This window comes from Mesorhizobium sp. M8A.F.Ca.ET.165.01.1.1, from assembly GCF_004792065.1.
Classification (GTDB): Bacteria; Pseudomonadota; Alphaproteobacteria; order Rhizobiales; family Rhizobiaceae; genus Mesorhizobium.
In genome coordinates, this window is the sequence record NZ_SRTH01000013.1 from 194,828 (window position 1) to 197,658 (window position 2,831).

The 2,831-nt window shown below is 59.3% G+C and carries 5 protein-coding genes; 2 read left to right on the forward strand and 3 right to left on the reverse strand.

Annotated elements, in window-relative coordinates; genetic code table 11:
* Nucleotides 1-187 precede the first annotated feature (187 nt).
* Entirely contained in the window at nt 188-844 is a 657-nt protein-coding gene (locus EN808_RS27500) for a hypothetical protein (protein ID WP_245521048.1), read from the reverse strand.
* On the opposite strand from EN808_RS27500, the gene EN808_RS27505 reads away from it, so the two are divergent.
* The gene (locus EN808_RS27505; RefSeq protein WP_167531278.1) at nt 845-1,303 is read left to right on the forward strand and encodes a TRCF domain-containing protein; all 459 of its coding nucleotides are present in this window, start codon (nt 845-847) and stop codon (nt 1,301-1,303) included.
* Nucleotides 1,304-1,319: 16 nt separating this feature from the next.
* On the opposite strand, the gene EN808_RS27510 is transcribed toward EN808_RS27505, so the two are convergent.
* On the reverse strand, nt 1,320-1,688 hold the full coding sequence (locus EN808_RS27510) for a hypothetical protein (protein WP_135906998.1): 369 nt from the start codon (nt 1,686-1,688) through the stop codon (nt 1,320-1,322).
* Between the two features lie 268 nt (nt 1,689-1,956).
* Complete coding sequence (locus EN808_RS27515) at nt 1,957-2,172, reverse strand: CsbD family protein (protein WP_135906996.1); 216 nt, start codon at nt 2,170-2,172, stop codon at nt 1,957-1,959.
* Nucleotides 2,173-2,709: 537 nt separating this feature from the next.
* Between EN808_RS27515 and EN808_RS27520 the strand changes: the two genes are divergently transcribed.
* Nucleotides 2,710-2,831 (forward strand): leucine zipper domain-containing protein (locus tag EN808_RS27520; protein ID WP_245474027.1); only part of this gene is annotated, 122 nt, incomplete at its 3' end.

Sequence of the window (2,831 nt, forward strand, 5' to 3'; positions counted from 1 at the left end):
GCGCCGATCCTGCTTCGATCATCAACACAGTTTCTGACGTCGTCAAAACCGCAGCCTCGGAAACCGAAAAGGCCGTCAGGGACAAGATCAGCGACGCCAGCGGAGAGCGGGCGACGTGAGGTAGGTTTCGGCTTGGTTTCACGATCAGGGCGCGCGTCCAAGCTAGCTGCAGCGTGGATGGCCAACGTCAAGCCACGTTGGACCATGCCTGCCTTGCCAGGTCGCATTTAGCGACGCCGTACCGCCAGCGATGACCTGTCGCGGCCCTGCGACTCTGGTAGAAAAGGACCAGCCGAGTGCCCTCGATGACTACGGTCGAGTGACCATTTTCAACTGGTTCTCCAGGGTCAAGAACCGGCCCGACCGTGCGGTAAGGGCCCTCGACATGCTCGGCGAGGGCGAAAAAGACCCGCTGGCGGCTGCCGCGTGGCCCTTCGGGGAGAAAGCATGTCGCGTTGAGAAGAATGCGCCCGCCCGGGAGCTCGACAAGCTGCGCACCCTCGATGCCCCATTCATAGTCAGGATGCTCACGCGAATTGTGGTGAGACAAATCGGTATGGTCGAGTATCTTGCCCACCCGCTTCCACGGCCCAAACCACGAATCCGACTGGCTGCGCGCGAGATAGATGTCGGGCTGCGGAACCTTGGTAAACCGTGGCATGCCTGAATAGACGATGTAGCGCTTGCCACCGATCAGGGCCGGATGCGGATCGTAGATCCCGTCCTCATCCGTACCGGGAAGTGCATCGATCGCGGACCCCATCACAGTCCAATCGAAGCCGTTGTCCGAGACAACATGCTCACAGCGGCCGCCCGATTTCATGAACTCGGTCTGGATGAACATATGAAAGAGCGAGGTGACGACAGATCGATATCGGAGCCCGCGATCAACCTTGAATTTTCGGGCGCGTTCCCATCGGACTATGTCCCCGACGCCACCGTCAGACTAAACCTCTATTCCCGGCTGCAACGCTTCGAGCGCGCAGCTGAGATCGATGCCTTCGCCGATGAATTGGAAGACCGTTTCGGCGCTCCGCCACCAGAAACGATCATGCTCATTGAGTTGGCCCGGTTGAAACAAGCCGCCGCTGGCGCCGGCATCGTCAGGATCGGCGCCGGCCCCGCAGCCATCGCCATCGAGCTCGCGAAGCTGGACTCGAAGCTTCTAGCCCGTCTGCAAAAGCACCCAGATTGCAGCCCACGCGAAGACCGCGTGATATTCAAAATCGCGACGACACCGGGGCCGGGACGTTTGCGCGCCGCGAGAAAGCTTGTCGATCTTTGCCGGGCGGCAACGACCTAAACAAGCCGAATCTTTGTCAGCAGGGTTGGCAAAGAAAGTGTCCTTCGCAACGGAGCGCTTCGACCAGAAGAAGTGTCGCGCCGAGGCAGTCGCCGGAAGCCTGCTCAGCCATGGTGAGGAGGGACCAGCGAACCAACGGTTGGGTGAAGTCATCGAAAGCGTGACCCGCAAAATGGCAGATTACCGCTTGCCCCAATTTGTCGAGAGCCATCAGTCCAAGGCCCCCGGTCGGATAGGCTAGCGCGGCGATGCGTTGGAGGTGTCGATCCCCATCGACACGAAGCTCGAAGAGGACCACGCCCTGAGTGCGCTCGGCGACGAGGTTAACCTTGTCGGAGAAAGGGCCTGGCATGTGGCGGATGGTGCCGACCACCATCTCAAACATGATCTCATCCAAGCCTGCGGAAATCATGTGGCGAGCTTGCAGGACTCGTCGGCAACCACAACAGTCAAAAGCACTTGTGCACAGCTAAACAACGCACTGATATAAAGCCGAAATCTGCGTTCACGGATCGCCGCCAACAGGGTCGCCGAGGGTGACTGGTGCGCATCAGCGGCTTTTGCATCATGCGCGCGTCGGGGGTTGGATGGGGAAGACATTTGTCCAAACAGCCCGCTCCTCACCGACGGCCTCTCGGGTCGGCAGCCGGAGCTCAGAGGTTCTTGTTGATCTTGGCCGCGACCTTGTTTGTGGCGTCCTTGACAGCCGATTTTGCATCGCCGACCGCCTTTTGTACTTTGCCCTTGGCTTCCTGCGCCTCGCCTCCGTCCCTGAGCCTGTCATTGCCTAACGCTCTGCCAACGCCTTCCTTGGCTTTTCCAACCGCCTGGTTAGCTAGACCCGAGGCCTTGTCGCTCTTGCTGCCCATAGAAATATTCCTCTTCGTTGGCTGTAAACCGTGGCCACCCGCAACGTCAGAGTCATCGAGAAGTTCCAGGGCTTTGCCAGGGAGAATGATTGAGCCAATGGCTTCATCGCCTCGACCTTTCGGGCTCGCCCTCGCCGCACACGGTCGCCTCTCCCGATAAACCTGGAGTGATGCGCAGCGTGGGTTTCGTCGGCATGCGGACACCGTACGCACATCGTTCTTCGAGAGACTTCTCGATGAGCATGTCACCTGCGAAACGGCAGGACCTAGTCCGCGTTGTCAGGTGATTAACTACCTCGTTGGCAAAGGGGGCCCCGGCTGACGATGTCACCTTGATCCGTCAATACAGAGCGTTGTGGGAGAGCTATGGCGTCGATCCGGTCAACATCAAACTCGACGCTGAGGCCGTCGCGTCGAGGTTCATTTTGTCTGGCCGACGGCGTTTCGAACTAGCTGTGAGCTTTCGGGAGGTTGTCCATTCGGACCGGACCGAGGAGACTGGAGTTACCACGCTTCAGCATCCATCGGAGGATCCGAATGAACATCCATAAGAATGCCCGTCTCACACCGCTGCGTCGAGAGGAGATGGCGCTGTCGGTGATAGAAGGCGCTTTCTCCAAAGCCCATGCGGCGCGTGTCTACGGCGTGTCGGCCAAGAT

Bases quoted from the DNA above. Each gene is read 5' to 3' on its own strand.
- EN808_RS27500 (WP_245521048.1), bottom strand. From the start codon at position 844: ATGTTCATCCAGACCGAGTTCATGAAATCGGGCGGCCGCTGTGAGCAT.
- EN808_RS27505 (WP_167531278.1), top strand. From the start codon at position 845: ATGAAAGAGCGAGGTGACGACAGATCGATATCGGAGCCCGCGATCAAC.
- EN808_RS27510 (WP_135906998.1), bottom strand. From the start codon at position 1,688: ATGTTTGAGATGGTGGTCGGCACCATCCGCCACATGCCAGGCCCTTTC.
- EN808_RS27515 (WP_135906996.1), bottom strand. From the start codon at position 2,172: ATGGGCAGCAAGAGCGACAAGGCCTCGGGTCTAGCTAACCAGGCGGTT.